This window comes from Pseudomonas farsensis (assembly GCF_014268805.2).
Classification (GTDB): Bacteria; Pseudomonadota; Gammaproteobacteria; order Pseudomonadales; family Pseudomonadaceae; genus Aquipseudomonas; species Aquipseudomonas farsensis.
Genome location: NZ_JABWRF020000002.1, coordinates 932,129 through 957,100, shown reverse-complemented (window position 1 = coordinate 957,100; position 24,972 = coordinate 932,129). Strand labels below are relative to the sequence as shown.

General features: G+C 63.8%; 21 protein-coding genes. 13 read left to right on the top strand and 8 right to left on the bottom strand.

What is annotated here, in order from left to right:
• Positions 1–133 precede the first annotated feature (133 nt).
• Positions 134–373, bottom strand: coding sequence for a type II toxin-antitoxin system RelB/DinJ family antitoxin (locus HU719_RS13625; protein WP_186535673.1), 240 nt, complete (start codon positions 371–373; stop codon positions 134–136).
• 204 nt (positions 374–577) lie between these two features.
• Here HU719_RS13625 and HU719_RS13620 point away from each other — a divergent pair, with 204 nt between their 5' ends.
• The 4 genes from HU719_RS13620 (at position 578) to HU719_RS13605 (ending at position 4,341) form a co-directional block, all read left to right on the top strand.
• Positions 578–1,930, top strand: a complete 1,353-nt coding sequence (locus tag HU719_RS13620; RefSeq protein WP_186535682.1) for a Fic family protein — start codon at positions 578–580, stop codon at positions 1,928–1,930.
• A 115-nt stretch (positions 1,931–2,045) separates the two neighbouring features.
• On the top strand, positions 2,046–3,188 hold the full coding sequence (nirK, locus tag HU719_RS13615; RefSeq protein ID WP_186535674.1) for a copper-containing nitrite reductase: 1,143 nt from the start codon (positions 2,046–2,048) through the stop codon (positions 3,186–3,188).
• A gap of 79 nt (positions 3,189–3,267) precedes the next feature.
• The gene (locus HU719_RS13610; RefSeq protein ID WP_186521858.1) at positions 3,268–3,483 is read left to right on the top strand and encodes a DUF3079 domain-containing protein; all 216 of its coding nucleotides are present in this window, start codon (positions 3,268–3,270) and stop codon (positions 3,481–3,483) included.
• A gap of 57 nt (positions 3,484–3,540) precedes the next feature.
• A complete protein-coding gene (locus HU719_RS13605) occupies positions 3,541–4,341 on the top strand; it encodes a suppressor of fused domain protein (protein WP_186535675.1) in 801 nt (266 codons plus the stop codon).
• A 337-nt stretch (positions 4,342–4,678) separates the two neighbouring features.
• Here HU719_RS13605 and HU719_RS13600 read toward each other — a convergent pair whose 3' ends face one another.
• Positions 4,679–6,976 (bottom strand): TonB-dependent siderophore receptor, encoded by a 2,298-nt coding sequence (locus HU719_RS13600; protein ID WP_202883364.1) that lies wholly within the window; start codon positions 6,974–6,976, stop codon positions 4,679–4,681.
• Between the two features lie 138 nt (positions 6,977–7,114).
• On the opposite strand from HU719_RS13600, the gene HU719_RS13595 reads away from it, so the two are divergent.
• Together HU719_RS13595 and HU719_RS13590 are read left to right on the top strand one after the other, a co-directional pair.
• Positions 7,115–7,834, top strand: a complete 720-nt coding sequence (locus tag HU719_RS13595) for a response regulator (protein ID WP_186521869.1) — start codon at positions 7,115–7,117, stop codon at positions 7,832–7,834.
• A 58-nt stretch (positions 7,835–7,892) separates the two neighbouring features.
• Entirely contained in the window at positions 7,893–9,215 is a 1,323-nt protein-coding gene (locus HU719_RS13590) for an ATP-binding protein (RefSeq protein WP_189659853.1), read from the top strand.
• Positions 9,216–9,797: 582 nt separating this feature from the next.
• Here HU719_RS13590 and HU719_RS13585 read toward each other — a convergent pair.
• The 4 genes from HU719_RS13585 to HU719_RS13570 form a co-directional block, all read right to left on the bottom strand.
• Positions 9,798–11,117: an OprD family porin gene (locus HU719_RS13585; RefSeq protein WP_186536696.1), complete on the bottom strand. Its 1,320-nt coding sequence runs from the start codon at positions 11,115–11,117 to the stop codon at positions 9,798–9,800.
• Positions 11,118–11,606: 489 nt separating this feature from the next.
• The gene (locus HU719_RS13580; protein WP_186522590.1) at positions 11,607–11,804 is read right to left on the bottom strand and encodes a hypothetical protein; all 198 of its coding nucleotides are present in this window, start codon (positions 11,802–11,804) and stop codon (positions 11,607–11,609) included.
• A gap of 178 nt (positions 11,805–11,982) precedes the next feature.
• Complete coding sequence (gene aguA / locus HU719_RS13575) at positions 11,983–13,089, bottom strand: agmatine deiminase (RefSeq protein WP_186522592.1); 1,107 nt, start codon at positions 13,087–13,089, stop codon at positions 11,983–11,985.
• Between the two features lie 204 nt (positions 13,090–13,293).
• Positions 13,294–16,194: an aminotransferase gene (locus HU719_RS13570; RefSeq protein ID WP_186536695.1), complete on the bottom strand. Its 2,901-nt coding sequence runs from the start codon at positions 16,192–16,194 to the stop codon at positions 13,294–13,296.
• A 165-nt stretch (positions 16,195–16,359) separates the two neighbouring features.
• Between HU719_RS13570 and rfbB the strand changes: the two genes are divergently transcribed.
• Genes rfbB through HU719_RS13535 form a run of 7 tightly spaced genes read left to right on the top strand, consistent with a single transcriptional unit; the run spans position 16,360 to position 23,433 of the window.
• A complete protein-coding gene (gene rfbB, locus HU719_RS13565; RefSeq protein WP_186536694.1) occupies positions 16,360–17,445 on the top strand; it encodes a dTDP-glucose 4,6-dehydratase in 1,086 nt (361 codons plus the stop codon).
• Complete coding sequence (gene rfbA, locus HU719_RS13560; RefSeq protein WP_186536693.1) at positions 17,442–18,317, top strand: glucose-1-phosphate thymidylyltransferase RfbA; 876 nt, start codon at positions 17,442–17,444, stop codon at positions 18,315–18,317. The genes rfbB and rfbA overlap by 4 nt, the downstream gene beginning before the upstream one ends.
• Positions 18,314–18,862 carry a dTDP-4-dehydrorhamnose 3,5-epimerase gene (gene rfbC / locus HU719_RS13555; protein WP_186522600.1) on the top strand — a complete coding sequence of 183 codons (549 nt, stop codon included), beginning with the start codon at positions 18,314–18,316 and terminating at the stop codon, positions 18,860–18,862. Before rfbA ends, rfbC begins: the two co-directional genes overlap by 4 nt.
• Positions 18,859–19,719, top strand: coding sequence for a dTDP-4-dehydrorhamnose reductase (gene rfbD, locus HU719_RS13550; RefSeq protein ID WP_186536692.1), 861 nt, complete (start codon positions 18,859–18,861; stop codon positions 19,717–19,719). The genes rfbC and rfbD overlap by 4 nt, the downstream gene beginning before the upstream one ends.
• Positions 19,720–19,757: 38 nt before the next feature.
• Positions 19,758–21,572 (top strand): sensor histidine kinase, encoded by a 1,815-nt coding sequence (locus HU719_RS13545; RefSeq protein WP_186522604.1) that lies wholly within the window; start codon positions 19,758–19,760, stop codon positions 21,570–21,572.
• Positions 21,569–22,978: a sigma-54-dependent transcriptional regulator gene (locus HU719_RS13540; protein ID WP_186522606.1), complete on the top strand. Its 1,410-nt coding sequence runs from the start codon at positions 21,569–21,571 to the stop codon at positions 22,976–22,978. The genes HU719_RS13545 and HU719_RS13540 overlap by 4 nt, the downstream gene beginning before the upstream one ends.
• The gene (locus HU719_RS13535) at positions 22,978–23,433 is read left to right on the top strand and encodes a thioesterase domain-containing protein (RefSeq protein WP_186536691.1); all 456 of its coding nucleotides are present in this window, start codon (positions 22,978–22,980) and stop codon (positions 23,431–23,433) included. The genes HU719_RS13540 and HU719_RS13535 overlap by 1 nt, the downstream gene beginning before the upstream one ends.
• Positions 23,434–23,563: 130 nt before the next feature.
• On the opposite strand, the gene cysQ is transcribed toward HU719_RS13535, so the two are convergent.
• On the bottom strand, positions 23,564–24,397 hold the full coding sequence (gene cysQ / locus HU719_RS13530) for a 3'(2'),5'-bisphosphate nucleotidase CysQ (protein ID WP_186536690.1): 834 nt from the start codon (positions 24,395–24,397) through the stop codon (positions 23,564–23,566).
• Positions 24,394–24,960, bottom strand: coding sequence for an ADP compounds hydrolase NudE (gene nudE, locus HU719_RS13525; RefSeq protein ID WP_186522613.1), 567 nt, complete (start codon positions 24,958–24,960; stop codon positions 24,394–24,396). The genes cysQ and nudE overlap by 4 nt, the downstream gene beginning before the upstream one ends.
• Positions 24,961–24,972 lie beyond the last annotated feature (12 nt).

The window sequence follows — 24,972 nt, the reverse complement described above, 5'->3', positions numbered from 1 at the left end:
TTTAGAGATAGACTCAGCATCTTTGCACTAAATAGTTGATATAAATCATGACGTTATAATTTTTTTCGACTCCTGGTGCCGCCCCCCCGTTTCGAGCCATACCTGACAACCCGCTAGCACTCCTCCCTTAAACCTAAAAATCTTCCAGCAAAACCTTTATCCGCTGTGGCCGTGCCAGCCGTTCACGAATAGTAGCCAGAGGCCCTTCGTCCTCTTCCACAACCTGCCCCAACTCCAAGGGCAACTCGCCACGCTCAGCCACATACCTCAGTAGCTCCCGCACCAGCTCCGATGGCGTAACCCCTAACCCTTCCAACCGTTCAAAAGCCCGAGCCTTGAGGTCGTCGTCGACCCGGAATTTAACAACAGCCATCCCCCAACCTCCCTCCCCTGACTTCCCAACCACACTGCATGCTCCGCCCCTCGCAAAGCAAGCGCCCAGCACCAACACGAAAACCCGACCTCAACGCCCCTACGTAAGGAAACCTTCCGCCCTCCATTTCAATTCGTCTAATAATTGAAACCCCCACTCCCATCCTGTAGCCTCATTTCAAACCAAGGGATTTTTGAAATGAGCATGATCACCCGCCCCCCTCAAGCTATCCCAAACCCTTTTTCGGTCATCCTTCAGACCCATAAGGACAAAATCGCTGAATACTTGGAGCTGTCGCACCCTCTGGATCCCAAGGGACGCTACCTGCACTATGACAAATGGCGATTCCATCTGCCCAAAGGCCTGGATATAGCCCTCGCGTGGTCGGTGGTCAAATTCGCCCGCTCCCGGCAGTTGTCACCCGCCATCACCCTAGGCGACCCGGCCGTCTGCTGCCGCTACCTCTATACGCCAGCCATGCACCTGGCTGTCTCCTCCTGCGACCAACAAACCACCACAGCCGCCCTGGAGTGGATGTGCAGCAACATCGGTGAAAACAAGCACCTGCAATATCTCCTGAACGACCTGATCGAAGACGAGGCCATCAGCAGCAGCCAACTGGAAGGCGCGGCCACCACCACAAAGGCCGCCAAAGAACTGCTGAAAAAGAAAAAAGGCCCGCGCTCTGTCGATGAAAAAATGATCATCGGCAATTTCCGCATGATGAGTTTCGCCTGGGACAACCGCGACAAACCTCTGACCCCAGAGCTGATCCAGGAACTGCACCAAGTCGGCGTAGAGGGCATCGACGATGACAAATACTGCCCCGGCGCCTTCAAAAACTCCGACGATGTGGTCATCGAGGGGCTCGGCGAGATCGTGCATCAGCCGCCGCCCGTGGCTGGGCTGGAAACTCGGCTGCAAGCCTTGTGCGATTGGATCAACAAGAACAACACCGATGCCTTGAGCAAGGACTACATGCACCCGCTGATCAAGGCGATCATCCTGCACTTCGCCATCGGCTTCGAGCATCCGTTCCAGGACGGTAATGGCCGGGTGGCGCGGTCGTTGTTCTATTGGTTCATGTTCAAGAAGGGCTTCAGCGCCTTCCGTTACATTGCCATCAGCACCTTGCTCAAAGCTGCGCCCATCCAGTACGGCAAAAGCTACCTCTACACCGAAACCGATGATATGGACCTGACTTACTTCCTGGATTACCAGTGCCGGGTCATCACGCGCTCGATCAGCCGCTTCAAGGACACCTACGACAAAGCCATTGCGTCGATTGCGCAGTTCAATGTGTTCCTCTACCAAACAGGGCTGTTCGCGAAGCTGTCGGAAAAGCAGCGGGTGGTGTTCAACGTCGCGAGGCAAGGTGTGGCCAGTGAGTTCACGGTTACCAACGTCAAGGACAACCTGAAATGCGCCTACAACACCGCCGCCGCTGCGCTTAACGGCTTGGTCGAGCTGGGCCTTTTCCAGAAGCAAAAGCTTGGCAACGAATGGGTCTACAGCATGAACAATACCGACCACATCATGAAAAGCTGGAAACCCTGACCCAACCCCCCCCCTCCCCTCCCCCAACCCCACTCCTTGCCCTCCCTCAATAAACCCTTCGTTCATTGCGGTTATCCCTAAGCACGACGACTCCCGTCACTTTCGGAGATGCAGCATGAGTGAGCAATCAGGCCTGTCCCTAACCCGTCGCGGCATCCTTGCCGGTGGCGTGTTGCTGGGCGTCGGCAGCACGGTAATGGCCAGCGGGCTGGCACGGGCTGCGGCGCCGGATAACAAGCAGGCAAGCGTCGATATTGCGCAGATGGAGCGGGTCAAGGTGGAGCTGGTCGCGCCGCCGCAAGTGCATGCACACACCCAGCGGGCGCCGGGGAAGCCGCGGATCGTCGAGTTTCGGATGGTCATCGAGGAGAAGGAGCTGGCGGTCGATAACGAAGGTGCCTACATCCATGCCATGACGTTCAACGGGTCGGTGCCGGGGCCGTTGCTGGTGGTGCATGAGGGGGACCAGGTGGAACTGACGCTGGTGAACCCGGCCAGCAACAGCATGATGCACAACATCGACTTTCACGCCTCCACCGGCGCCCTTGGCGGCGGGGAGTTGACCCATGTGCAGCCGGGGCAGCAGGTGAAGCTGCGCTTCAAGGCGGACCGGGCGGGGGTGTTCGTTTACCACTGTGCGCCGGGCGGGGTGATGATCCCGTGGCATGTGGTGTGTGGCATGAACGGCGCAATCATGGTGCTGCCGCGTGATGGGCTCAAGGATGATGCGGGGCGTGCGCTGCGGTACGACAAGGTGTGGTACATCGGCGAGCAGGACTACTACATCCCGCGTGATGCGGCGGGCAAGTTCAAGCGCTACCCGACGCCGATGGCGAGTTTTGGCGACATGCACCAACTGATGAAGGGGCTGGTGCCGTCCCATGTGGTGTTCAACGGTGCGGTGGGGGCGCTGACGGGGCAGCATGCTTTGACCGCGAACGTTGGCGAAACGGTGCTGATCGTGCATTCCCAGGCTAACCGTGACACGCGGCCGCACTTGATCGGCGGGCATGGCGATTATGTGTGGGCGTCGGGCAAGTTTGCCAATGCGCCGCAGCGCAACCTCGAAACCTGGTTCATCCCCGGGGGTGCGGCGGGGGCGGCGTTGTATACCTTCCGTCAGCCGGGACTCTACACCTACCTCAACCACAACCTGATTGAGGCGGTAATGCTGGGCGCGGCGGCGCATGTTCAGGTGCAGGGGCAATGGGACGATGAGCTGATGAGCCAGCTCGAGGCGCCCGGCCCGATTCGTTGATGGGTTGACCTCGATCAAGCGCCTTGGCCATGGGCGGCATACCTTCAATACAGGCATCGGCTGCCAGGGAGCACCACGCATGGCCAAGAAATTCCCGCAAAACCCCGCCCACCCCGAGCGCATCTGCTGGGGCTGCGACCTGTACTGCCCGGCCAAGGCCATGGCCTGTGGCAACGGGTCGAGCCGCACCATGCACCCGGCCGAGCTGTTCGGCGAAGACTGGGACAGCTTCGGCGAGGCGCAGGAAACCGCGCTGGATGACAACCGCATCACGGTGCAACAGCCCGGCGGTTGAGCCCCCGGCGCAATGACGGCACCATGGCGGTCGCCCGTTTTTCAGCAAGGATCGCCCATGGACTTTTTCAAGAAGCTGTTCGGCTCGAAGCACGCTGAACCTGCCGCTGCGCCCGCGCCAGATGAACCCCCAATGAGCCCCACCGAAGCGGCCAACCAGGCTGCCCGTGAGGCGGGTTGTGCGCGCCTGGACCGTCATTGGCAGAGCGTGGGCGAGGTCGAGCAGGATGTGCTCGGCTATATGATCAGCCCGAGCCTGATGGGCGGCCCGCATTGGCCGTCGACCCGCCAGGCTTATCGTGTGGTGCACCGCGCTGGCGGCATTGTGCTGGCGACTGACGGCATGAGCGACCCGTTCGATGATGTCGATGGGGGCGGGAATGGTTTCGAGCTGGAGCTGTTCATTGAATCGCCGGACTTCCCCGAGCCGCTGCGCGGCGCGCGGGGTGATGTCAGCCCGTTCATGCGCACCTGGGCGTTCGATGTGCTGCGTACCGTGGCGGCGACAGTGGCCGATGCGGGTGGGATCGGGCCGCAGTTGGAGCGCTATGGGGTGCTTTCGCTGGAGTTGCCTGGGGTTAGCCAGTCGCCTTGCATGAGTGAGGAAATCCCGGCGCATTTCATTAGTGCGGACGATGCGGTCGGGGTGCTGGTGGGCGGGCCGGCGCCGGACTTTGCAACGCGGCTGGACGATATGCCGCTATCGCCGGTGGCCTTGGTGCCGGTGGTGTTGATTACTGCAGCCGAGCTGGATTATGTGCGCTCGGGTGGGGGGCAGGCGCGGATGGATCTGGTGCAGCGGCTGCAGGAAGCCGGGCACGGGCATGTGAGCAGGCTTGGGCGCGAAAGCGTGGTGTGAGGGATGGCACCGGCTGCGCCGGTGTTCGCGGGGAAAGCCCGCTCCCACGCAGGCCATGCGCAACCGCAACATTGCTGGTTGGACCCAATCCTGTGGGAAATGATAGACAGTTGTGGTGAGCGGGCTTGTCCCGCGTTGGGCTGCGCAGCAGCCCTGAAAACCCAAGGGGCTGCTGCGCAGCCCAACGCGGGACAAGCCCGCTCGCCACAAAGGAGCTCGCCACAAGGAGATATGTCTGCCGGGAACAGGTTTGTACAAAACCATCGCGTCTGGCGCGGTCCGTGTGGGAGCGGCCTTGTGCCGCGAAAGGGCCGCAAAGCGGCCCCGGCGGTGTCACTCAAAACGTCGTGCTCAACGTCACCTCAAGGTTACGCGGGTCGCCATAAATCGCCCCGGCGTAGAACCCGTAACGGGTGTAGTAGTGCTTGTCGAACAGGTTGTTGGCGTTGAGGCTCACCGTGGTGTCGTCGGTCAGCTGGTACTTGGCCATGGCATTCCAGATGGCATACCCCGACCAGTTCACATCACTGGCGCTACGGCTGACGCCATTGGTCGGCTGCCCGGCTGGGCTGGACAGCGCGCGGATGTTGCTTTGCGCCGTCACACCCGTGCCCACGGTCAGGCGATCGAGCGGGCCGGACAAACGGTAAGTCGTCGAGGCCTTGAACAAATGCGACGGGTCGCTGCGGCCATCGGCGTCGACACGGCGGAAGTGCAGGTAGGTGTAGCCGGCGTAAACATTCCAGTTAGGCGTCAGCGCGCCGGCCACTTCCAGGTCGATGCCGTCGGTTTCCTGGCCAGTGCCGGCCTTGTAGGCGTCGGCGCCGGTTGGGGTGGACGCGCTGCCATCACGCACCGCCTTGCCGTCCTGTTGGGTCAGGAAGTACGCCGCCGATGCATTCAACCGGCCATCGAACCACGCACCCTTGATACCGCTTTCGTAGCTCTTGCCACGGATCGGCGCAACCTTGCTGCCGCTGCTGGTTTCCTGGGTCTGTGGGTTGAAGATGTCGGTGTAGCTGGCGTACAGCGAGTAGGTGTCGTTGAGGTCGTACACCGCGCCCAGGTAAGGGGTGACGATGCCGTTGTTCTGCTGGTTGCTGCGGGCACCGGTCAACGCCAGGGTGGTGGCCGAATAGTCCGTCACGCGCGCGCCGACAATCACCGACAGCGGGTCGGTAATCCTCAGGCGGGTGGCGGCGTACATGCCTTGCAGGCGAGTGGTGGTCTTGGTGTGGCGGCCGGTGCGCGAGGCCAGCAACTGGTAGTCGTCGTCCACGCCGTTATGCCAGTCGCTGATCGGCAGGCCGTTGTTGGCGCGGAACTGGCAGCCTCGGGCGCCGGGGCGGGTGATGCCGTCGCCGACCATGGTGCAGTTGTACTCTGGCGACCAGGCTACGCTGCGGCTGTCGTTGTAGCCGACCATCGCCTGATGGGTGCGGCCAAACAGGGCGAACGGCCCCGACAGGTCGATCTGCGCCGATTGCTGGGTGGTATCGGTCGAGCTGTGCAGACCGTTGAGCACAGCGCCGCTGCCGTCGGGGTTCCAGTAGCCGCCATAGTTGCCGCCGCTGGTGGAGTTGACCTTGGCCAGGCCGCGGTGGTTGAGCGCTTCGGTTTCGCTCTGGGCCAGCTTCAGGTCCAGGCTCCAGTCGTTGTCGAACTGGTGCGCCAGCGAGCCGAAGGTGGTACGCGTGACGGTTTCACCAAAGCTCCAGCTTGGCGCCACGTTGGTGCTGCGCGGCAGGTTGGTCTTGCTGCCGTCGGCGTACCAGATGGGGATGTTGGCACCCCAGCCGGCGCCGATCACCTTGCTGTATTCGTATTGGTAGCCGGCGCCCAGGGTGGTGGCGTCGTCGAGGTCGAACTCGAAATTGGCCAGGGCTGCGCGGGAGCGCTCGGACTGGTTGTCGCGGAACGAGTTGGCGTCCTGCTGGGTCATCACGAAGCGCGAACGCAGGCGGCCATCTTCAGACAGCGGCAGGTTCAGGTCGGCGCCCAGGCGGCGCTTGTCCCAGCTGCCGTAGGTGGCGTAGGCACTGCCGCCGAAGGTGCGGGTGGGCGCCTTGCGGATCAGGTTGACCGTGGCCGAGGGGTCGCCGGTGCCGCCCAGCAGGCCGTTGGCGCCGCGCACGATGTCGATGCGCTCATACAGGTCCATGTTCAGCGCGCTGCCGCCGTTGCTGAAGTCCGAGCCACCGGGGAACTGCAGGCCGTCGATCTTCCAGTTGCTCACCGAATAGCCACGGGCGCGGAAATCCGTGCGCCCGCCCACTTCGCTCTTGCTCACGCTCACACCGGGCGTGGTTTCCAGCGCTTGCTCGATGCTGCGCACGCCGCGGTCATCCATCTGTTCGCGGGTGATGGTGGTGACCGACTGTGGGGTCTGGCGCGGGGTCAGCTTGAGGCCGGTGGAACTGCGGGTGCTTTCGACGGTGTAGCCGATCTGCCCTGTATCATCGGCCACCGGCAGCGCACTGCTGTCGATGTTGGTGGCGTCCAGTTCCAATGGCTGGCCATCGGCGGCGATGGCGGTAGCAGAAAACCCGAAGGCGACGAAGAGAGCAAGCGGGGTGAGGCGGCTGACGCCTCGGAGCATGGGGGTTGCGTCGGTCATGATGCGCTGGGCTACCATTTGGGAAGGTTTCGTATTCGCAGATGATTTTTTGTTACGATTCTAGGCATCCGCCTTCGGCGCTCCATGTCCGGCTTGTACGGGGATGTAATCGAACGTAATGGGCGCCAGCGCCCCTCTTCACAGGTACACCCAAAGATGAGCATTACCCTGTTGGTCGTCGACGATGACGACGAGATCCGCGAACTTCTGTGCGATTACCTCAGTGATGCCGGCTACCAGACCTTGGCCGCAGCCGATGGCGCACAGATGCGTGAGCAGCTCGCGCGCAACAAGGTCGACCTGGTGGTGCTCGACCTGATGCTGCCCGGCGAAGACGGCCTCAGCCTGTGCCGCCAGTTGCAGGCGCAGCCGGGGTTGGCGGTGGTGATGCTGTCGGCCAAGGGCAGCACGCTGGACCGCATCATTGGCCTGGAGGTGGGCGCCGATGACTATGTGGCCAAGCCGTTCGAGCCGCGCGAACTGGTGGCGCGGATCAAGGCCGTGCTGCGCCGCCCCCAGCGCCTGGACAGCCAGGCCGATGAGAGCGAGCGCGAAGCCCAGGTGTTTGCAGGCTTTCGTCTCGACCACGTCAAGCGCCTGCTGACCCTGCCCGATGGCCAGGCGCTGACCCTGCCGCGCTCCGACTACCGGGTGCTGCGCGAGCTGCTGGAGGCCAACAACCGCGTGCTCTCGCGTGATCACCTCACGCGCAGCGCGTTCGGCCGTGACCATTTGCCCGACGACCGCTCGGTAGACATGTGCATCAGCCGCCTGCGCCAGCAACTACGCCGCGCGCCGGGCGATGCCGCGCAAATTCTCACCATTCGTAACGAGGGCTACCTGCTGAGCCTGAGCCGCGCAGCGTCAGGCGCCTGAGGTGCGCCTGCTGCGCAAGCTGTGGCCACGCACGTTGTTCGGCCAACTGCTGCTGATCATGGTCAGCGGCACCTTGGTGATTCAGTTGATGTCGAGCAGCATTTGGTTTGATGTGCGTTTTGCCCAGGTGCTGGAGGCGCCGGTGCGGCTGATGGCGGCGCGCAGCGCCCCGTTGATCGCCCAGGCGCAGTGCCATGCCGGCCGCTTGCAGGTGCCGCGCCATTACCAGGTGCGCTGCGCAGAGTCGCTGCCAGCGGTCGATGCAGACGAGCGCCGTGGCCGGCGTCGTGTCGAGCTGCTGCTGCACCAGGCGTTGGCCTACGAACTGGGCGGCAACCCTCAGGTGCGGCTGCTCAAGGTGCAACTGACCGATGAACTGGGCCAGCCGATCATCTGGCGCAGCCTGTTCGGCCTGCGCACGGCGCAGGCGCATATCCAATTCGCCGTGCCGCTGCCCGATGGCCACTGGCTGACCGTCGATGGCCAGGAGCTGCAAGGCTGGAGCGGCGAGTCGGCCTGGGTGCTGATCAGCGATTACCTGCTGCGGGTGTATGCCTTGCGAATCGTCGCCGTGCTGCTGGTGTGCCTGGTGGCGGTCCGCCTGTGCCTGCGCCCGGTGCGCCGCCTGGCTGAAGCGGCCCGTGGCCTGGGCCGCAACCTGGAGCAGGCACCGCTGCCGCTGGACGGCCCGGAGGAGGTGCGCCAGGCCGCCCAGGCGTTCAACGCGATGCAGCAGCGGCTGATTGCCATGGTCAACGACAAGGCCTACTTCCTCGCGGCCGTCTCCCACGACCTGCGCACCCCGCTGACACGCATGCGCCTGCGCCTGGAGCGGCTGGAGGACGGCGAACACAAGGAGCGCCTGCGCCAGAACATCGTGCAGATGGACGGCATGATCGGCCAGGTGCTGGACTACCTGCGCACGGGCGAGCAGCAGAACCTGCAGTTGGTGGACGTCGACCGCCTGGTCGCCCGCCAGTGCGCCGACCTTGCCAGCGCCGAAGAGCCGCTGCCGGTGCAGGGCCAGGCGGGCAAGGTGCGGGTCGATGCCTTGCTGTTGCAGCGTTGCTTGCAGAATTTGCTGGTCAATGCGCTGCGTTATGGCCGTGAGGTGTCGGTGAGCCTTGAGCGTACGCCAGGCGGGGTGGGCATCCATGTGGATGACCGGGGGCCGGGTATCGACCCTGCCCTGCTAGCCACGGTGACCGACCCGTTTGTGCGGGGTGAGGGTTCGCGCAACCACACCTCTGGTGGGTATGGGCTTGGGTTGAGCATTGCTCAGCGTATTACGGCGAGCCACGGCGGGGAGTTGTTGCTGGCCAACCGTGAGGGTGGCGGGCTGAGGGTGAGTGTGTTGTTGCCCGATTCGTGTGGCAGATAACTGGTGGTGGCCTCATCGCAGGCTGGCGTCAGCTCCCACGCAGGCCGTGCTCAACCGCAACATTGCTGGTTGGACCCAATCCTGCAGGAAATGATAGAGAGTCGTGGCGAGCGGGCTTGTCCCGCGTTGGGCTGCGCAGCAGCCCCTGGGGTTTTCAGGGCTGCTGCGCAGCCCAACGCGGGACAAGCCCGCTCGCCACAAAGGAGTTCGCCACAAGGAGATATGTCTGGCGGGAACAGGTTTGTACAAAACCATAGAATCTCCCACAGGTTCAAGCCGAGCCTTCGATGCTGCGGCTGTGCGCGGTCCCTGTGGGAGTTTCTATGGTTTCGGGCAAGTCGCTTTTGATTGTGTAGGAGCGGCCTTGTGCCGCGAAAGGGCTGCGAAGCAGCCCCAGCGATTCTGGTGGGTGCTCAGATCCTGGGGCTGCTTCGCAGCCCTTTCGCGGCACAAGGCCGCTCCTACACTGACCGCGTAGACGGCATCGATATGGGGATGGGCGAGCTCTGTGGATACCTGCTTTGCAGCCGCAAAAAAACAGCCCCGGCATAGGCCGGGGCTGCTTGAGACGCCAGGTCAGTATCAGAAGATGCTGATCGGGTACTCGACGAACACACGCACTTCGTTGCCGTCGTCGTTGTACTCGCTCTGACGGACCGCAGTGTTGGTCCGCAGGAACGAGCTACGCAGCTTGATCGAAAGGTCCTTGGCTGGGCCTTCCTGTACGACGTAACGCACCTGGTTGAAGATCTCGCGCTCTTTACCTTCGCCGAAGCCTTGCGGGGTGCCGACGGTGCGGGTGTTGATGTTGTCACCCACCACGTACGCGACCTTGTAGCTCAGGCCCGGTACGCCGAACGCGCTGAAGTCCAGGCCGTAGCCCAGCTGCCAGGAGCGCTCGTCCTCGGCGTTGAAGTCCGACCAGTAGGAGTTCGCCAGGTAGATGGTCGAACCACCGTCACCGACACCGCCAGCGCTCTGGTAGCCGCTGTAGTTGTAACCGGTGCTGCCGGTGCTGCGCTGGTGCGCCAGGGTGAACGAGTGCGGGCCGTAGGCGTAGGTAGCAGCCAGGCTCCAGATGGTGTTGGAATCACCGGTCAGCGAGGCGCTGCGCTCGAACTTCTTGTCGATGTCGGTCTTGTAGCCGTTGAAGTCCAAGGTCAGGGACTGGTCAGCCGCGATCGGGAAGACGTAGTTCAAGCCCAGGTAGTGCTTCTTCATGACATCTTCGTTGTCAGCGGTGTACAGCGACGCTGTGAAGTTGTCAGTGAACTTGTAGCTGCCGCCCAACACGTTGATCGACTTCAGGCCACCGCTGTCACGGCCTTCAGCGCTCTTGCGCGCTTCCTGGGTGAAGCGGCCGGCGTTCAGTTCCAGGCCCTTGATCTCTTTGGAGGTGATCAGGGTACCGGTGAAGCTTTCTGGCAGCAGACGGCCGTCGTCGTAGTTCAGCACCGGCAGAGCTGGCATCTGGTCACCGTACTTGAGCACGGTGTTGGAGATGCGGAACTTGACCGCCGCGCCAGCGCGGGCCAGGTCGTGCGGGCTGCTGGCATTGTTGTCGGCGTTCTTGGTGTTGTACGGCTTGAAGAAGTCAACGCCACCCCCACCGTTGTGGCCTTTGCCGCCATCCAGGCGCACGGCGTACAGGCCGAAGGCGTCAACGCCTACACCGACGGTGCCTTGGGTGAAGCCGGAGGAGAAGTTACCGATGAAAGCCTGGCCCCATTCGATCTGGTCGTCGGTGCCGTGCTTCTTGTCACGGTTGATGTAAGCGTTGCGCAGAAGGACGTTGGCGTGGCTGTCCTCGATGAAACCTTTGCTGTCGGCCTGCTCGTTGGCCTGTGCCTGGGTCGCGGCGATCATCGCCAGGGCGACCAGGCTGATCCTGGTTTTCAACATGTTATTTTCCTTATTTCTTGATCAAAAACGCGCTGCATATAAACGCCAGGAACCAACGCCCCTACGTAGGTTCGACGCTATGCGGATCCGGGTTTGAAGGGCTGCACACAGTCTGTTGCAAGCCTTTCAACCCCATGGCCATCTCATGGCCAGCAGGCGTAGAGGCCGAATCCTATCCGTGCATGCTCATACATGTCAAAAAATCGTGAAAGGCAGGTTGATATAACCAAAAATGAGGTCAGGCATAGTGCAATCTCACGTGCCTCTGCCCTGAGTCAGCGCAAATCTGTCTCTTTGTGAAAATGAAGAAGATGACCGCACAGTCGTCATATACATCGGGCAGACAGGGGTTGGTGAAACTGCTAGGCAACCCTGCTAACGGCGGAATGTTCACTTACAAGCAGATACACATCAGCGCTCAATCGGCCGCAAACAAAAACGCCACCGCAGAGGCGGTGGCGTTGCTGGTAGCCCAAGGCGGTTGGCGGCTTAGTGCCACACCGCCAGCAAGGCCTCTAGTTCAGCATCGCTGATCAAGCCTTGCGGGTATCGCCCGTCGAGCAGGCGGCGCGGGTCGGTCGTCCTGACCCGGATATTTCCATGGTGCTTCAGCCACTGCGCCAGCACTTTGAGCGAATCCTGGTTAACCGCCGAACGCGGCATCGCCAGCTCATTTGCTGCATTCATTTCACACGCACTCCCCTGGGCCCGTGAGTGGCTAACTTACGTAAGGTTTGTTACAGAACGACTTACTGGTATCCCTCTGAAACACAATGGAAAAACAATACAAGAGCTGTGCCAGCTCGCTGCGAGCACACACAAAAAAGCCCGTCACAAGGACGGGCTGTTGAGCCGGCGCAACGCCTCAGCGCTTGATCGGCGCCGGCTGCTGCTGGGTCAGGCAATGGATGTTGCCACCGCCCAACAACAGCTCGCGGCCAGGAATCATCACCACTTCATGGTCCGGGAAAATCTTCTGCAGAATCTCCCTGGCCTGCGCATCCGCCGGGTCATCGAAGCTTGGCGCAATGATGCCGCCATTGACGATGAGGAAGTTGACGTAGGACCCCGCCAGCCGCACCGACGGATCCCGCTCCTGGCTGCCCACTACCTGATCGACGCCGTCGCACTCTTCGGCGGTGGCGAACAGCGGGCCCGGGATCGGCATCTTGTGCACCACGAACTCACGGCCTTTGGCGTCGCGGCTGTTTTTCAACACCTCGAAGGCTGCGTGGCAGCGCGCATAGTTGGGGTCGTTGGAATCATCGGTCCAGGCCAGTAACACTTCGCCGGGGCGTACGTAACAGCAGAAGTTGTCAACGTGCCCGTCGGTCTCGTCGTTGTACAAGCCATCGGGCAGCCAGATGACGGTATCGACCGCCAGGTGCTCGCGCAGCACGTCTTCGATCTGCTCGCGGCTCAGGTGCGGGTTGCGGTTACGGTTGAGCAGGCATTCTTCGGTGGTGATCACCGTGCCTTCACCATCGACGTGGATCGAGCCGCCTTCGAGCACGAAGCCCTCGGTTTGATAGCGCTGTACGCGCTCCATCTCCAGCACCTTGCTCGCCACCGCCTCATCGCGATTCCACGGCGCGTACAGGCCGCCGTCAAAACCGCCCCAGGCATTGAAGCCCCAGTCCACACCGCGCACTTCGCCGTTGTGGTTGATCACGAAGGTCGGCCCGGTGTCACGCACCCAGGCATCATCGCTGCTCATTTCGACCACGCGGATGTTGGGCAGGTCGAGCTGGCGCCGGGCGTTTTCGTACTGGCCGGCAGACACTGCCACGGTAACCGGCTCGAAACGGGCGATGGCCTTGGCCAGGGTCACATGCGCGGCTTGCGCAGGCTTGCCGCCCAGGCGCCAGTTGTCCGGGCGCTCTGGCCACACCATCCACACCTGGGCCTGCGGGGCCCACTCGGCAGGCATGTGGAAGCCGTCGGCGCGCGGGGTCGAATTCAGGGTCTTCATGGGTAACCTCTGCAAAGGCCCGGAACCAAGGGCGCCAGGTCGTTGAACGAATGGTGAAGCAGGCCAGCCAGTATAGGCAGCGTACGATACGGGGGCATATTACAACCGATAAATATCGGCTTTAAAGTGCTTTTTCGAAAATAACCGCCGATAAAAAAGCCTGCCAAACCGATAACAATCGGCAAGCAGGCGGTACGTAGCGCGTTAGAGCCCTTCGTTGAGGATGCGCTCCACGCTGTCGACAAAGTAATCCACGCTGGCTTTGCTGGTGCACATGGGCGGCTTGATCTTGAGAATGTTCAGGTAGTCGCCGGTCGGCTGCATGAAAATCCCCAGATCGCGCAGGCGGTTGCACAGCGTCATGGTTTCCTCGCTGGCAGGTTCGAGCGTCTGGCGGTCGCGCACCAGCTCAAGGCCCAGGTAAAAGCCCGAGCCATGCGCTGCACCGGCAAGCGGAGACTTATCCACAAGCCCTTGCAGGCGCGCCTTGAAATAGCGCCCCACGTCACGGGCGTTGTCCCACAGCCCTTCGTCGCGCATCACATCCAGCACCGCCATGCCAATGCGGCAACTGACCGGGCTGCCGCCCGCCGACGAGAAGAAGTAGCCCTCCGCCTCCAGCGCCTCGGCAATTTCACGCCGGGTGATCACCGCGCCCAGTGGCTGGCCGTTGCCCATGCCTTTGGCCATGGTGATGATATCCGGCACCACACCCTGCTCTTCGAAGCCCCAGAAGTACTCACCCAACCGGCCATAGCCCACCTGCACTTCATCGGCGATGCACACCCCGCCGCGCTGGCGCACCTTGGCGTAAGCCTCGCGCAGGTAACCTGGCGGCAGCGAGATACCGCCGGCATTGCCGTACACCGGCTCACAGATCATGCCGGCCAGTTGCCGGCCACGGGCGTCCAGGTCAGCGAGCTTGGCATCGACATCCCGCAGGTAGTCGGCCGCGCTGTCGGCGCCACGGAAGCGGCCGCGGAAGGTGTTCGGTGCCTCCACCGGGTGCACCCAGTCGGGGCGGGTTTCAAGGGCCTTGGGGTTGTCGGCAATGGAGGTCGAGATAGCGTCGGTAGCGACCGACCAGCCGTGGTAGGCCTCCAGCACGCTGAGCAGGTCGCGCCCGCCGCTGTAGGCCCAGGCCAGGCGGATCGCCAGGTCGTTGGCCTCGGTGCCGCTATTGACCAGAAATACCCGGTCAAAACCTGGCGGGGCGACTTCGAGCAGGCGCTCGGAAAACTCGGCGATGGCTGCGTAATGAAAGCGCGAGTTGGTGTTGACCAGTGACCACTGGCGCGCCGACTCGGCCGCCATGCGCGGGTGGCCGTGGCCGAGCACCGCGACGTTGTTGAGCATGTCGAGGTACGAGCGGCCCTGCATGTCGATCAGGTAGTTGCGCCAGCCGCGCTCGATGTGTGGCGGCTGTGCGTAATAGTGTTTCTGCGAACGGGCAAAACTTGCCTCGCGGCGCGCCAGCAGGGCCTGCGGGTCGGCCAACGGCGGGGCATCACAGGCGAAGCCCAGCAAGGCCTGCGGCGACGGGCACAGCGCCAGCCAGGCAGCGGCATGCGATGGCACGGCAAAGAATGGCGGGCGCAGGTGGCTGTCCAGGCACAGTTGCACGCGCAAGAAGCCGCAGCTGGCGCCCAGTGCCTGGCCGCGTTGCAGCGTCTGGCCATCGTCGGGGGCGGCTTCAAGGCCGTCCAGCCACAGGCTCCAGTGCGCCGTACGCAGGCAGCCGCGCTGGGCGTCGATGCGCTGCCACACGCCGGCCTCGGGCGCCTGCACGGCGGTGCCTGGCAGCACATGCAGTTCTACACCCAAGGCACAGGTAGCAGGCTCTTCAGGGCGGTCGATATGGGTTTGCGACAGCCGGTATTGGCCGTGCAGGGTGCTGGCGGGCGCGGGCTGTGCGGCGAGCAGGCGTTGATCGAAGCCGGGCTGCTCCCAGTTGCCCGCCTCGCAGTGCGGGCTGAGCACGCCAAGGTCGACCAGGCTCACCGGGTGGCCAGCAATAGCCGGCAGCAGGGGCAGGCTTGTGCTGAAGTCGGCGCTATGGGGTGTCACACCCGCGGCGTGCAGGATCGCCGCCTCCACCAACGCCGCCGGCAGCGCGCTGGCGGTATCGAATATCTCCCACTCATGGGTAATGTTGTTGCGGATGTAGTCATTGTGCGGATCGATCGCCAATTGCTGCTCGCCGCTCAACACCAACACTGCCGCGCGCAGTTGCATCAGCGGCCACAATGCGCGCAGCTCGGCTTCGAGCAATGGGTTATGCGCCTGGTAGGCGGCAATGGCCGGCAGAATACGCAGCGGGTCACCTTCGACATGGTGCAGCAGCGCGGTGCAGGTCACCGACAGGTCGGCGATGCGCCAGGTGCGCAGCAGGTCGCCAAAATCGATCACCCCTTGCAGTTGCCATTCGCGTTGGGCATCGCGGGCCCACACCACGTTGTCGTCGGTGATATCCAGGTGCACGGCCTGCTGCGGCAACGTGTCGACCAGCGGCGCCAGCGCCTGCGCGGCCTGTTGCGCAAGGGCGGCCACCTGTTCGCGGCGCTGCGGGTCGGTAAGCAGCGGCAACAGGTGCTCGACCAGCGCCACGGCGTGCTGCGGGTCCCATTGCAGGGTGCGCGCAAGGCCTGGGTGGTCGAAACCGGCCAGGGCTTTGTCGACCTGCGCGCACAACCCACCCAGCTCGGCCATCAGCCGTGCCGGCATGTGCTTGAGGCGGGTCAGCGGCTCACCGTCGATGTAGTCCAGCAACCGCACTCGCAAGGGCTGGCCGTCGATTTCCAGCGCCAGCAGGTCGGCGCCATTGTTTGCAGGGCGCACCTTCGGCACGGGCAAGCCGTGCTCGCGCAGGTAGGCCAGCGCCGCATGCTGGGCCTGCAACTCCACCTCGGCATAGCTGCCGTGGCACGCTTTGAGCACAAACCGCCCCTGCTCGCTATCGACCCGCAGGTTAAGGTCCTGCTGGCTGCCCAGCGCCTGCAGCCCACCCTGCAAATCGTAGTGCGAACGCAGCAAGGCGTGGGCCTGGGCTTCACTGAGTGAAGGGCTTGGCTGGCTCGAACGTTGGATCAGGGTACTCAGGGGCATTTGCAGGGACCTCGTTTTTTTCGCTTATATCGCCACTAGTGCCGCCGACAAACAAGTGGGCGCTCGAAATTTCCGATCGCCCGAGCGATGTCGCCACACTTGCCATAGATGGCTACAGCCGACAAGCTACGCTATTGCCATAACTTTCTGACAAGGCAACCGTTCATGCGCATTCTCGTTACCGGCGGCGCCGGTTTCATCGGTTCGGCCCTGATCCGCCACCTGATCGAAAACACTGACCATGAGGTTCTCAACCTCGACAAGCTGACCTACGCCGGCAACCTGGAGTCGCTGCAACCCATCGCCAGCAACAGCCGCTACGAATTCGTCCAGGCCGATATCGCCGACACGCCGGTGGTCAGCGCGGTACTGCAACGCTTCCAGCCCGACGCGATCATGCACCTGGCCGCCGAGTCCCACGTCGACCGCTCCATCGATGGCCCGGCTGCGTTCATCCAGACCAACATCGTCGGCACCTATGCGTTGCTCGAAAGCACCCGCGCCTGGTGGAGCACCCTGCCGGATGCACAGCGCACCGCGTTCCGCTTTCACCATATTTCCACCGACGAGGTCTATGGCGACCTGCACGGCGTCGATGACCTGTTCACCGAGACCACGCCCTACGCGCCCAGCTCGCCTTATTCGGCCAGCAAGGCGGCGTCCGACCACCTGGTGCGCGCATGGCAGCGTACCTATGGCCTGCCGGTGCTGATCACCAACTGCTCGAACAACTACGGCCCGTACCACTTCCCGGAAAAACTCATTCCGCTGACCATCCTAAACGCCCTCGCCGGCAAGCCGCTGCCGGTGTATGGCAATGGCGAACAGGTGCGCGACTGGCTGTACGTCGAAGACCACGCCCGCGCCCTGCTGAAGGTGGTCAGCGCAGGTACGGTTGGCGAGACCTACAACATTGGCGGCCACAACGAGCAGAAGAACATCGATGTGGTGCGCGAGCTCTGCGCGTTGCTCGAAGAACTCGCCCCTGAGCGCCGCCCAGCCAGCATTGCGCACTATGCCGAGCTGATCACGTTCGTCAGGGACCGCCCTGGCCACGACCTGCGCTACGCCATCGATGCGAGCAAGATCGAGCGTGAGCTGGGCTGGGCCCCCGATGAAACCTTCTCCACCGGCCTGCGCAAAACCGTGCAGTGGTACCTGGCCAACCTGGACTGGTGCACCAACGTGCAAAACGGCAGCTACCAGGGCGAACGCCTGGGCAACTCTGATATCAAGGACCTGATCGCATGAGCAAAGGTATCGTTCTGGCCGGTGGTTCCGGCACCCGGCTGCACCCGATCACCCTGGGTGTGTCCAAGCAATTGCTGCCGATCTACGACAAGCCGATGATCTACTACCCGGTTTCGGTGCTGATGCTCGCCGGTATCCGCGACATCCTGCTGATATCGACGCCGCAAGACCTGCCGCAATACCGCCAGCTGTTCGGCGACGGCAGCCAGTTCGGCATCAACGTAAGCTATGCCGAGCAGCCCTCCCCGGATGGCCTGGCCCAGGCATTCCTGATCGGTGAGGAATTCATCGGCGATGACCCGGTATGCCTGATTCTGGGTGACAACATTTTCCACGGCCAAGGCTTCAGCGAACAACTGCAGCGCGCCGCCGCGCACCCCAGTGGCGCGACCGTGTTTGGCTATTGGGTCAAGGACCCGGAGCGTTTCGGCGTGATCGAGTACGACGCCGAAGGCCGCGCCCTGTCGATCGAAGAGAAACCCCAGCAGCCCAAATCCAGCTACGCCGTCACCGGCCTGTACTTCTACGACAACGACGTGGTGCAGATCGCCAAAGGCATCCGCCCCTCGGCCCGTGGCGAGCTGGAAATCACCGACGTGAACAATGCCTACCTGCAACGCGGCGACCTGCGTGTCGAGCGCTTTGGCCGTGGTTTCGCCTGGCTCGATACCGGCACCCACGAAAGCCTGCTGGAAGCTTCGCAGTACGTGCAGACCATCGAGAACCGCCAAGGCCTCAAAGTGGCCTGCCTCGAAGAAATCGCCTACCAGAATGGCTGGATATGCCGCGACCGCCTGCTGACCAAGGCTGCGGACCTGAAGAAAACCGGATACGGCCAGTACCTGCTGAAACTGGCTGAAGAGAACACATGAAAATCGTTGCGACCGCTCTGCCCGATGTACTGATTATCGAACCCCAGGTGTTCGGCGACAGCCGTGGCTTCTTCTGCGAAAGCTTCAATGCCCGCGCCTTTGCCGAGCACGCCGACATTGCCTTGGATTTCGTCCAGGACAACCACTCGCGCTCCCAGCGCGGCGTGCTGCGCGGGCTGCATTACCAGTTGCAGAACCCACAGGGCAAGCTGGTGCGCGTGGTGCAGGGTGAGGTGCTGGATGTGGCGGTGGATATACGCCGCCATTCGCCAACCTTCGGCCAGTGGGTCGCCGAGCGCCTGTCGGCCGACAACCACCGGCAGATGTGGGTCCCGCCGGGGTTCGCCCATGGTTTCGTGGTGCTGAGCGAATCGGCCGATTTTCTCTACAAGACCACCGACTACTACAACCCTGCCGCAGAACGCAGCATCCGTTGGGATGACCCGCAGTTGGCCATTGACTGGCAACTGGGCGGTCTACAGCCGCAGCTGTCCGCCAAGGACCAGGCCGCCGTGGCATTCGCCGATGCCGAGCTGTTCCCATGAGGGTTCTGGTATGCGGCCATAACGGCCAGGTGGCGCAGGCGCTGGGCCATAGCCTTGAGGGGTTGGGCGAGGTGCTGTTGCGCGGCCGCGACCAGCTCGACATGGCCGACCCCGAGCAACTGCGCCAGCCGCTGCGCGACCTTGCCCCCGACCTGATCATCAACGCCGCTGCGCACACGGCGGTGGACCAGGCCGAAAGCGAGCCCGAGCTTGCCTTCGCGATCAACGCCCAGGCCCCTCGGGTGCTGGCCGAAGAAGCCGAGCGCCTGGGCGTACCGCTGATCCACTACTCCACCGACTACGTGTTCGATGGCCGCAAAGCCGCGCCTTACAGCGAAGACGATGCGCCGAACCCACTGGGCGTGTACGGCAACAGCAAGCTGGCCGGCGAGCTGGCCATCACCGAGGTTGGCGGCCAGCACCTGATACTGCGCACCAGCTGGGTGTACTCACAGTCTGGGCGCAATTTCCTGCTGACCATGTGGCGCCTGCTGCAAGAGCGGCCACAGCTCAAGGTGGTCAGCGACCAGATTGGCGCGCCCACCTGGGCCGGCACCATCGCTGCCAGCACCGCTGCGCTGGTCCAGCGTTGGCAGGGCGGGCAAGCCGGGCAATGGGGCACCTACCACCTGACGGCCCAGGGCGAGACCTCCTGGTACGGGTTTGCCCAGGCCATCGGCGAGCAACTCAAGGCCCGTGGCCTGCCCTGCGCCGAGCTGCTGCCCATTCCTTCCAGCGAATACCCGACCCCTGCACAGCGGCCGCTGAATTCGCGCCTGGACTGCACACGGCTTGCGCGCAACTGGCAGGTCAGCCAGCCGCACTGGCAACAGGCGCTGATCGACTGCCTCAAGTAGCGCATAATTGCGCCAGACTTTTCTGGCGCACTTAAGCGATGATTCCGAAACCCACGCCTCCCCGCCGCCCTCGCTGGCGCAGCCTCGCCCTGCTGGCCCTGTGCCTGGCCCCGTTGCTGTGGCCGCTGCACCATTTGGCCGAGCGCTATTACCAGGAGGAGCTGGCCTCGCAGAACCGCCAGACCCTCGACCTGTATGTGGCCAACCTGCTCGGCACCCTGCACCGTTACGAAGTGTTGCCACAGATCCTCGGCGACCTGCCGGCACTGCGCGGCGCGCTGGCCGACCCGTTCAAGCTGGAGGCGGTCACCAACGCCAACCGCCTGCTCAAGGACATCACCCAGCAGAGCGGCGCCGAAGTGATGTACCTGATGGATGTGCGCGGCAATACCTTGGCCGCCTCCAACTGGGACAAGCAGGACAGCTTCGTCGGCCGCAACTTCGCCTTCCGCCCGTACTTCAACGAAGCCATGGACGGACGCCTGGGGCGCTTCTTCGGCCAGGGCACCACCTCGGCCAAGCGCGGCTACTTCTTTGCCGCCGCCGTGCGCGACCGCGAGCGCGTGATCGGCGTGCTGGTGGTGAAGGTCGACCTCGACCACACCGAAACCCTCTGGGGCCGCACGCCCGAGCAACTGCTGCTGACCGACCAGTTCGGCGTGGTGGTGCTCACCTCGCGCCCGGACTGGCGGTTCCGCGCCACCCGCACCCTGACCGAGGCCGAGCGCCAGGCGATCATCGCCATCCAGCCCTACCCCACCCAGGCGCCGCAACCGCTGAGCCTGAGCGCCGACGCCTGGCTGACGCAAAGCCGCGACATCAAGGAAACCGGCTGGCAGGTGAGCATTCTGGCGCCGCGCATCCTGGTCGACCGCTCGGTGCAGACCGTCATGGCGATTGGCGCCGGCGCGTTGCTGGTGTGCATGTTGCTGGCCGGGCTGGTGATGCAGCGGCGGCGCCACTATATCGACCGCATCGACTTCGAGGCGCGCGCCCGCCAAGAGCTCGAAAAGCGCGTGATGGAGCGTACCTCCGACCTTGAAGGCCTCAACACGCGGCTCAAGAGCGCCGTGCTTGAACGCGAAAACGCCCAGCAAGAGCTGGTGCGCGCCCAGGATGAGCTGGTGCAGGCCGGCAAGCTGTCGGTGCTCGGCACCATGTCGGCGAGCATCAGCCACGAACTCAACCAGCCGCTGGCGGCGATCCGCAGCTATGCCGAAAACGCCGAGATTCTGCTCGACCATCAACGCACCGAAGACGTACGCGGCAACCTCAAGCTGATTGGCGAGCTGACCGGCCGCATGGCCTCGATCATTGCCCACCTGCGCGCCTTCGCCCGCCGCGACCGCCACGCCCCGGAAAGCGTGGCGCTGCAACCGGCGCTGGACGATGCCCTGGCGCTGCTGGCCAAGCGCCGCCGGGCGATGGCCGTGGAGCTGGTGCGCGACCTGCCCGAGGCCACCTTGTGGGTGCAGGCCGGCGAAACCCGCCTGCGCCAGGTGCTCGGCAACCTGCTGGCCAACGCCCTCGATGCGCTCACCGAAAAAGCCAACCCGCGCAGGCTCATGCTCAGTGCCGAACGCCACGATGACTGCGTCTACCTGTACATCCGCGACAACGGCCCAGGCTTTAGCCGCCAGGCACTGGAGCAGGCCAAGGAGCCGTTCTTCACCACCAAGACCCGCACCCAGGGCCTGGGCCTGGGCCTGGCCATCTGCGAAAGCCTGATGCTGGCCTTGGGCGGTGAGCTGCTGCTGGCCAACCACCCGGAAGGCGGCGCCCTGCTGACCCTGAAACTGCGCGTGGCCAAGCCCGGCGCCAACCTGCAATCTTCGGAGGATTCCTCGGCATGAGCACCGAGACACTGATCGACAGCCGCGCCCAGGTGATCCTGGTCGATGACGACCCGCACCTGCGCCAAGCCCTCAGCCAGACCTTGGACCTCGCCGGCCTGCGGGTCGAGGCCTTGGCCGACGCGCAAGGGCTGGCCGAGCGCATCGAGGCCGACTGGCCGGGTGTGGTAGTCAGCGATATCCGCATGCCAGGCATCGACGGCCTGCAGCTGCTCGAGCAACTGCACGCCCGCGACAGCGAGCTGCCGGTGCTGCTGATCACCGGCCACGGCGATGTGCCGCTGGCGGTGCAGGCCATGCGCGCAGGCGCCTATGACTTTCTGGAAAAACCCTTCGCCAGCGACGCCCTGCTGGACAGCGTGCGCCGCGCCCTGGCCTTGCGCCGGCTGGTGCTGGACAACCGCAGCCTGCGCCTGGCGCTGAGCGACCGCCAGCAACTGGCCACGCGGCTGGTGGGCCAGTCGGCATCGATGCAGCGCCTGCGCGAGCAGATCGGCGCCCTGGCCGGCACCCGCGCCGATGTGCTGATTCTGGGCGAGACCGGCGCAGGCAAGGAGGTGGTGGCGCGTGCGCTGCACGACCTGTCCAGCCGGCGCGATGGGCCGTTCGTGGCAATCAACGCCGGCGCGCTGGCCGAATCAGTGGTGGAGAGCGAGCTGTTCGGCCACGAGCCGGGCGCCTTTACCGGCGCGCAAAAGCGCCGTATCGGCAAGTTCGAATTCGCCAACGGCGGTACGCTGTTCCTCGATGAAATCGAAAGCATGAGCCTGGATGTGCAGGTCAAGCTGCTGCGCCTGTTGCAGGAGCGAGTCGTCGAGCGCCTGGGCGGCAACCAGCTGATCCCGCTGGACATCCGCATCGTCGCCGCCACCAAGGAAGACCTGCGCCACAGCGCCGATCAGGGCCGTTTTCGCGCCGACTTGTACTACCGGCTGAACGTCGCCTCGCTGCGCATTCCGGCGCTGCGCGAGCGCGGCGATGACATCCTGCTGCTGTTCCAGCACTTTGCCGATGCCGCCAGCCAGCGCCACGGCCTGCCCCCGCACAGCCTGCAACCGGCGCAGCGGGCACTGCTGCTGCGCCACGACTGGCCAGGCAACGTGCGCGAGTTGCAGAACGCCGCCGAGCGGTTCGCCCTGGGCCTTGAGCTGGCGCTGGACGGCCAGTTGCCGGCCGCCAGCCGCGAGCTGCCAGTGAGCGTGGCCAGTGGCAATTTGAGCGAGCAGGTCGAGCAGTTCGAGCGCTCGCTGATTGCCGCCGAACTGGCCCAGCCGCACAGCTCGATGCGCAGCCTCGCCGAGGCGCTGGGGGTGCCGCGCAAAACCCTGCACGACAAACTGCGCAAGCACGGCCTGAGTTTCGAGGGCGGCAGCGGCGGGCATGACGAACACGAGGAGCACCGTTGATGAGCAGCGACAGCCACTACCTGCAGAGCGTATTGCACAGCGATATCCCGCTGACCGCAGAAATGGGCATGCAGGTGCTCGACTGGCAGGCGCAGTGCCTGCGCCTGCAATTGCCGTTGGCGCCCAACGTCAACCACAAGAGCACCATGTTCGGCGGCAGCCTGTATTGCGCGGCGGTGCTGGCGGGTTGGGGCTGGCTGCACCTGCGTTTGCGCGAGCTGGGCATTGATGATGGGCACATCGTCATTCAGGAAGGGCAGATCAGTTACCCGCTACCGGTGACTGGCGCGGCGGTGGCCAGTTGCCCGGCGCCGGACGAAAAAGCCTGGGAGCGGTTTCTGGCGATGTACCAGCGCCGCGGGCGGGCGCGGTTGACGCTTGAGACAGTGGTGAGCAATGCCGGCAGCGATGAGCCGGCGGTGCGCTTCAGCGGGCAGTATGTGTTGCACCGGTGAGACTGCGCTTGTGTGGATGGCACCGGCTACGCCGGTATCGCGGGGCAAGCCCGCTCCCACTGAGGCCATACTCACTCCCTGTGTAGGAGCGGCCTTGTGTCGCGAAGGGCCGCAAAGCGGCCCCAATTTCTCAGCCCTTGATCGCCCCAGCCAGCTCAACCAAGCCCTGCCGCCAGCCAGCCGCCTTCGGCAACGCCAGGAAAAACTCATTAAGCAATGACTCCCGGGCCGGATACCGAAACGCTTGCCCGTCCAGCCCGATCACCTCACCGCCAGCCCCTTCCAACACCCCTTGCGCCGCAGCCGTGTCCCACTGCGACGTCGGCGCCAGGCGCGGATAGCAATCGGCACTGCCCTCAGCCAGCAAGCAGAACTTCAGCGAGCTGCCGATATTGGCCAGCTCCAATTCCCCGACGGCGTCGCCCAGGCCGGCCAACAGCGCCTCCTGGGCCGGGCTGGTATGCCGACGGCTGGCAACCACGGTGAAGCGCTCACCGGCAGGCGGTGCGCTGCGCACCTTGATGGGCTGCGCAGCTTCGCCACCTTGTACACGCCAGGCACCCAATGCCCGGCCACCGAAGTAGCAGCGGCCATTGGTCGGCATTGCCACCACGCCAAACACCACTTCGCCGCGTTCGATCAGGGCAATGTTGACGGTGAACTCTTCGCTGCCGGCAATGAATTCCTTGGTGCCATCCAGTGGGTCGACCAGCCACCAGCGCTGCCAGCGCGCGCGCTCGGCCAGGGGGATGTCGCAGTCTTCTTCGGACAACACCGGAATATCCGGCGCCAGCGCCTGCAAGCCATCGGCGATGACGCGATGCGCAGCAAGGTCTGCAGCAGTCACCGGCGAATCATCGGCTTTGTTGGTCACCGCCACATCGGCGCGCCAGAACGGCAGAATCGCCTGGCCCGCCAGGTGCGCAAGCTTCACCGCTTCGTGCATCAAATGCAGATCGTTCATACGCTCAGTACCCCGCGCTGGATCAACAGGTCACGGGCCAGGTACAGCGCCGCCAAGGCACGGCCCTCCGAGAACTGCGGGTGCATGGCCAGGGCTGAAAGCTCGCGCAGGTTGACCTTGTCTACCCGCATCGGCTCAGGCTCGTCGCCCTCCAGATGCTCTTCGTACAAGTCAGTGGCCAGCACCACCTGGATTTTCTGGCTCATGTAACCGGGCGACAGCGAAAGCTCGGTCAGGTGCTCCAGTTGCCGCGCGCCAAAGCCGGCTTCTTCCTTGAGCTCGCGGTCAGCGGCGGCCAGCACGTCTTCACCGGGCTCGATCAGCCCCTTGGGCAGCGACAGCTCGTATTCGTCGGTACCGCCGCAGTATTCCTCGACCAGCACCGCATGCTCGGCGTCGAGCATGGCGACGATCATCACCGCGCCATAACCGTTGCCGCGACCGACCAGGCGTTCGTAGGTACGCTCGACACCATTGGAGAAGCGCAACTGCACCGCCTCGACCCGGAACAGGTGGCTGCTGGCAACGATTTCGCGGCTGAGGACGGTGGGTTTCTGGCGCATGGTGCGGCTCCT